The sequence below is a fragment of the Candidatus Protofrankia californiensis genome (assembly GCF_900634765.1).
GTDB lineage: Bacteria > Actinomycetota > Actinomycetes > Frankiales > Frankiaceae > Protofrankia > Protofrankia californiensis.
Genome location: NZ_CAAAFT010000217.1, coordinates 4,416 through 10,247, shown reverse-complemented (window position 1 = coordinate 10,247; position 5,832 = coordinate 4,416). Strand labels below are relative to the sequence as shown.

The following is a 5,832-nucleotide window of genomic DNA, read 5'->3' as shown; positions in this document are numbered from 1 at the left end:
TCGAGGCTGGCCCGTGCCGCACCGAGACACATCAGGCCCAGTGCGGCACGGCTGAAGTCGAAGTGGTTCATGACGCTGCGGAAGCCCTGGCCGTGTTCACCGATGAGACCCTCCTCCGGCACGAACACGTCGTCCAGGTGGATCGACCCCCAGCCCAACGGCAGGCAGCCCATCCCCGGCATGTGGCTCACGGTCACGCCCGCGGCATCGAGCGGGACGAGGAAACAGCTCACTCCACTCGATCGTGCAGACCCCGGCTCACGGGCGTAGACGAGCGCGGCGGCGGCGTTGCAGGCCCATGAGATGGCGGTCTTCTCGCCTCGCAGCCGCCAGCCGCCGGGCACCGGCTCGGCGACTGTGAGCAGCGCGCCCGCGTCGGACCCGGAGCCAGGTTCGGTGAGCGCGATCGCGACCGTGATCTCACCGGCGATCAGCCGAGGCAGGTACTCCTCCTGCACCGCCGGAGTACCGTGCGCCAGCTGCGACCCCACGAGCCCGACCTGCACCGGCGCGGACGCGATGTTCACGTCACCGTAGGCCAACGTCTCCGCCGCGAGCCCGAGCATGATCGGATCCTCGGCGCCGGTGCCGCCGAACTTCTCGGGCAAGCCGATACCGAGCACACCGAGATCGGCGAGCTGGCGCTGGATGCCGAACGGGTAGTCCGTGCGCGACGCCCGGTCACGGTAGCCAGGCAGCAGTACTTTCTCAGCGAATTGGGCAAGCGCACGCCGGAAGTCCTCCTGCTCCTCGGAGAACTCAAAAGAGATCATTTTGCTCCGCCTCAGAATACGGTTTGGGACGCGACAGCTGCGATCGCGTCGACGAACATGCCCATCTCATCCCTGATATGGCACGGCACATCGCGTCGTCGCGAGCGAAGATCTCCTCGATCTGGTCGCGCACAGGCTCCGCTGACAGGTGTCCATCGGTGATGCCGCGTCACCGACAGCGCCACGGCCGAGACATGGCCGAGACATGGCCGAGACATGGCCGCCGACAGAGAGTACCTAGATCGCGATCGGACCGAGATCGCCGATGTCCAGCCTGTCGCGCCGCAGCAGCTACGAGATCACCACGTGCGGCCCTGTGAGCATCATGACCGAGTCGACGCCGACCGGCAACGAATCGACGATCCATGCCGGCGATCCATGCTGGCGATCACAGCCCCGGCTTCTCGGGACGCCTCCGGCCGGTACTCAAGACTGCCGCAACGCCGTGGGATGCACGCCTGACAGGCCACCGTCACGGCGCTCCGAGGGAGCCCGGACAGCATGGACAGCCCCCGTACGCGACAACCGCATCGAACGGCCGGTCGAACGGATGTACGCTGACGGCCAGCACCGGAGCGGGCATGGCGAAACCTTCTCAGGGGTCGGCGCGCGCTGGCCGAAAGTACTCCACCGTCCTACTATTTAACCTCGGATTAATAACGCCTTTCCGCGCCAGGTGGTCGGCGTCAAGGTAGCCGGGATGCTTCAACGATGATGGGACAGCGGAGGTGATCCGATGCAGCGAGTCCATGCCGGGGCCGGAAACTATACGGCAGATCACCTCGGAACCCTTTTTAGATCTTGCTTTGACCTCGGGCAGGCGACGAGACGCCACGGGCACAAGCCTCGGCGCTCGGCGTGTCGACGGTTTGACGGCCCCCTCCGGCGGGCTGGCAGACCGGACGGGGGCGCGTCACAAGCAGGTTCTCAGGCGAACCGCCCCCACGTCGCCCGCGGGACACCGATCGCGATTCGAGTTCCGGACAACGCTCGATGACGAGGAAACGAGGCCATCATGCCTATGATCGATTCAAGTGATGGTGGCGAACGCTCGCACCCGGCGCGGGGCGAGATCTGGTTCTTCCGTAGTCCTGACCTGCCACGCAAAGAGGTCGAGCGCGTGCGTTCGATTCTCCAGCTGGTTTCCAAGCTGACTGGCTGGGACTGTGCACCGCTGAGCATCACCCCGCTGGATCTGCATGCCGCGGAGATGACACTGGCGGCGGCTCAGGACGCCATCACCAAACGGCTGACTGCCGGCGTGGAGCAGGTCGGCACGGAGGCGCACGCGGAGCTGATCGCGGCGCTCACGCGGCTCAGTCAGGCCCGGATATCCCTCCGTGAGGCGGTGCTGGCTCAGCGAACGTCGGCCCTGGCCGAGGTACGCCATACGCTGAACCGTCTACGGGATCTCTTCACAGTTCGAGATCTGCTCATCCGGGCACCCGCCGAGGTCGAAAAACTCGGTTTCGGACGGGCCATGCTGTCCCAGATCCAGAACTCCCGCTGGGTGGTGAAGTCGGCCTATGTTCGAGGCGATCCGGACCTTGCCGCGTTGATGGTGAAGGCTGGTAGTACGGACCCGATACTGCTGGACCAGCAGGTGCTGGAGACCGACATGATCCATCGACGACAGCCGATCCTGATCAAGAATGCCCAGGCGAACCCGCAGGTGCACCCTTTGCTCAAGACCGTGACCGACTCGCGTTCCTATGTCGCCGCACCGCTTGTGTCGATGTCCACGGTGATCGGCTTCATGCACGCCGACGCATACACCGACGGGCGACACGTGGACAGTCTGGACCGCGAGACCATCGGATTGTTCATGGAGGGTCTGGGCTACGCGATCGAACGTGCCGTGTTCGCCGACCGGATGCTGGCCCTTCGCGACCAGTTATGCACCTATACGGCGGGCATCTCCGATCTGATGGCCTCCTTCACGGAGAACGACGTGTCCCTGAAACCGGCGGATACTCCCGTCGAGCTCACCCGGGACATCGGGACAAGCGCGCTGACCAGTGCGATCGAGGACGACGTGCATTCACCCCTGACCCGGCGGGAGATCGAAGTCCTGCGGCACATGGCCGACGGAGCCACCAACGCACGAATTGCCACTCGCCTGATGGTTTCCGAGGGAACCGTGAAGGTGCACGTGAAGCACATCCTGCGCAAGCTCGGAGCCACCAACCGGGCGGAAGCTGTTTCACGTTATCTGAACACGATTCAGCGATACCGGTCGGAACCTGTCAGCTTTTTCGAAAAAAAGTCCTGCAGGAACGGCTGAGTACCTGTTTTCGAAGTACCCAGCCGTCGGGTCCGGATTCCACGGTGGATGGTCACGTGGGTGGTGAGGCCAGCGGGATGGACCGGACGGTCGAACCCGTCACCAGCGTCATTCCCGCAGTTCCGGAAAATCTTCGTCACGGTATTCACGGTTGGGCGCTGAGGTGCCCGCGGGGACTGCGGTGGCGCTAAGCGGGTGCAGCGCGTCCTCCCGGCGGCGAAGTTCCACCCGTCGGATCTTGCCAGATATCGTTTTGGGTAGCTCGGCGAATTCAAGGCGACGTATCCGCTTGTACGGCGCGAGCTGTTGCCGGGCATGACGCAGAATCGACAGTGCGGTGGCCCGGTCGGGTTCGTAACCGTCGGCGAGCACCACGTATGCCTTCGGGACCGCCAGCCGGATCGCGTCCGGCGACGGGACGACGGCGGCCTCGGCGACGGCGGGATGCTCGATCAGCACGCTCTCCAGCTCGAACGGCGAGATCCGGTAGTCCGACGCCTTGAACACGTCGTCCGCGCGGCCGATGTAGGTGATGTATCCGCCGGCGTCGCGCGAGGCCACGTCACCGGTGTGGTAGTAGCCACCCGCCATCGCCTCGGCGTTGCGCGCGGCATCGTCGCGGTAGCCGACCATCAGACCCAACGGGCGTTGGGTGAGGTCCAGACAGATTTCGCCCTCGTCTGCCGGCTGACCGGTGGCGACGTCGACCAGCGTGACGCGGTAACCGGGCACAGGTCGTCCCATGGACCCCGGTTTGACGAGCTGTCCCGGCGAGTTGCCGATCTGCACGGTGGTTTCGGTCTGCCCGAAGCCGTCGCGGATCCGCACCCCCCAGGCTTTCTCCACCTGCTCGATGACTTCGGGGTTGAGCGGCTCGCCCGCGCCGACGACCTTGCGCGGCGGGTTGCGTACCGCCGCGAGATCGGCCTGGATCAGCATCCGCCACACCGTCGGGGGCGCGCAGAAACTGTCCACACCGCAACGGTCTATCTGCGCCAGCATCGCGGCGGCGTCGAACCTGCTGTAGTTGTAGACCAACACGGTGGCCCCGGCGTTCCAGGGCGCGAACACGTTGCTCCACGCGTGCTTGGCCCAGCCCGGCGAGGAGATGTTCAGGTGCACGTCGCCGGGCTCGAGCCCGATCCAGTACATCGTCGACAGGTGTCCGACCGGGTAGGAGACGTGGGTGTGCTCGACGAGCTTGGGGGCCGCGGTGGTACCCGAGGTGAAGTAGAGCAGCAACGGGTCGCTGGCATGGGTCACACCGTCCGGGACGAACACGGTGGACGCCTGAGCCGAGTCGGCGTAGTGCGCCCAGCCCGGCACCGGCGCTCCGACCGCGATGCGGTCGTACGCACCGGGTACGTCGGCGAACTTGTCGGTGTCGGTCGCGCCGACGACGACGTACCGGGCCTGGCCGCGGGTGATCCTGTCCCGCAGATCGGCGGGCGCAAGCAGCGTGGTCGCCGGGATGACGACCGCACCGAGCTTCATCGCCGCGAGCAACGTCTCCCACAGCTCGACCTGGTTGCCCAGCATGAGCACGATGCGATCACCGCGCGCCACGCCCCGCTCACGCAGCCAGTTGGCCACCTGGTTCGAGCGGGCGGACAGCTGCGCGAAGGTCTGACGCCGCTGTGAACCGTCCTGCTCGACGATCCACAGTGCGACCCGGTCGGCACTGTCCGGGTCGGCGCCGAGATGGTCGAACCACTCCAGCGCCCAGTTGAACTCCGCCAGCTGCGGCCAGCGGAACCCGGCGTACGCGGCGTCGTAGTCCTCCCGGTGGGTGAGCAGGAAATCCCGCATCGCGCGGAACTCGGCCAAGCCGTCTGTACCCAACACCTGCGATGTCAACTGTCCTCCCTGAACAGTGCGGCCCTAACCAGTGCGGCGGCAAACAGTGCGGCGGCCGACCTTGTCACGGTCACCCGGGCCGCCCGGCTTCGACGGCTCCGGCTGCAACGGCCCCGACGGCAGCCCCGGCTGCGACAAGGTCCAGTGCGACGTCGACGATCATGTCTTCCTGACCGCCGACGAGACCTCGGCGGCCTACCTCCATCAGGATGTCGCGGGTGTCGAGCCCGTGTTCGCGGGCCGCGCGTTCAGCGTGCCGCAGGAAGCTGGAGTAGACGCCGGCGTAGCCCAGGGTCAGCGTCTCCCGGTCCACCTGTACCGGCCGGTCCTGCAGCGGGCGGACGAGGCCGTCGGCGGCGTCCTGGAGTGCGAACAGGTCGCAGCCGTGCTTCCAGCCCATCAGGTTCGCCACCGCGATGAACGGTTCGATCGGGCAGTTCCCGGCACCGGCGCCCTGGCCGGCGAGCGAGGCGTCGACCCGGGTCACGCCTTCTTCCACGGCCACCACCGAGTTGGCCACGGCCAGCGACAGGTTCTGGTGGGCATGTACGCCGAGCTGGGTGGCCGGGTCGAGGACGTCCCGGTAGGCGCGGATCCGCTCGCGTATGCCGTCCATCGTGAGGCGCCCGCCGGAGTCGGTCACGTACACGCAGTGCGCACCAGCATCCTCCATGATCTTTGCCTGCCTCGCCAGCTCGGCCGCGGGCGCCATGTGGCTCATCATCAGAAAGCCGGAGACGTCCATGCCCAGCTCGCGGGCCCGGGCGATGTGCTGCGGGCCGATGTCGGCCTCGGTGGCGTGGGTGGCCACCCGCACGGACCTGATGCCAAGGTCGAAGGCCCGCTCGAGGTGGCGGATGGTGCCGATGCCGGGCAGCAGGAGCGTGGTGAGCACAGCGTTCGTGACCACTGCGGCGG

4 protein-coding genes are annotated in these 5,832 nt (G+C 66.5%); 1 reads left to right on the top strand and 3 read right to left on the bottom strand.

From position 1 onward, the window contains the following. Positions 1-773 (bottom strand): acyl-CoA dehydrogenase family protein (locus tag DD1DGNOD_RS29345; protein WP_241255666.1); only part of this gene is annotated, 773 nt, incomplete at its 3' end. A gap of 1,015 nt (positions 774-1,788) precedes the next feature. Here DD1DGNOD_RS29345 and DD1DGNOD_RS11945 point away from each other — a divergent pair. Then, a complete protein-coding gene (locus DD1DGNOD_RS11945) occupies positions 1,789-3,057 on the top strand; it encodes a helix-turn-helix transcriptional regulator (protein WP_131770123.1) in 1,269 nt (422 codons plus the stop codon). Positions 3,058-3,165: 108 nt separating this feature from the next. Here the strand turns inward: DD1DGNOD_RS11945 and DD1DGNOD_RS11940 are convergent, their stop codons facing one another. Together DD1DGNOD_RS11940 and dmpG are read right to left on the bottom strand one after the other, a co-directional pair. Beyond that, a complete protein-coding gene (locus DD1DGNOD_RS11940; protein ID WP_131770135.1) occupies positions 3,166-4,866 on the bottom strand; it encodes an AMP-binding protein in 1,701 nt (566 codons plus the stop codon). Between the two features lie 118 nt (positions 4,867-4,984). After that, on the bottom strand, positions 4,985-5,832 hold an 848-nt coding region (gene dmpG / locus DD1DGNOD_RS11935; RefSeq protein WP_131770134.1), incomplete at its 5' end, for a 4-hydroxy-2-oxovalerate aldolase.

Bases quoted from the DNA above. Each gene is read 5' to 3' on its own strand.
- DD1DGNOD_RS11945 (WP_131770123.1), top strand. From the start codon at position 1,789: ATGCCTATGATCGATTCAAGTGATGGTGGCGAACGCTCGCACCCGGCG.
- DD1DGNOD_RS11940 (WP_131770135.1), bottom strand. From the start codon at position 4,866: ATGCGGGATTTCCTGCTCACCCACCGGGAGGACTACGACGCCGCGTAC.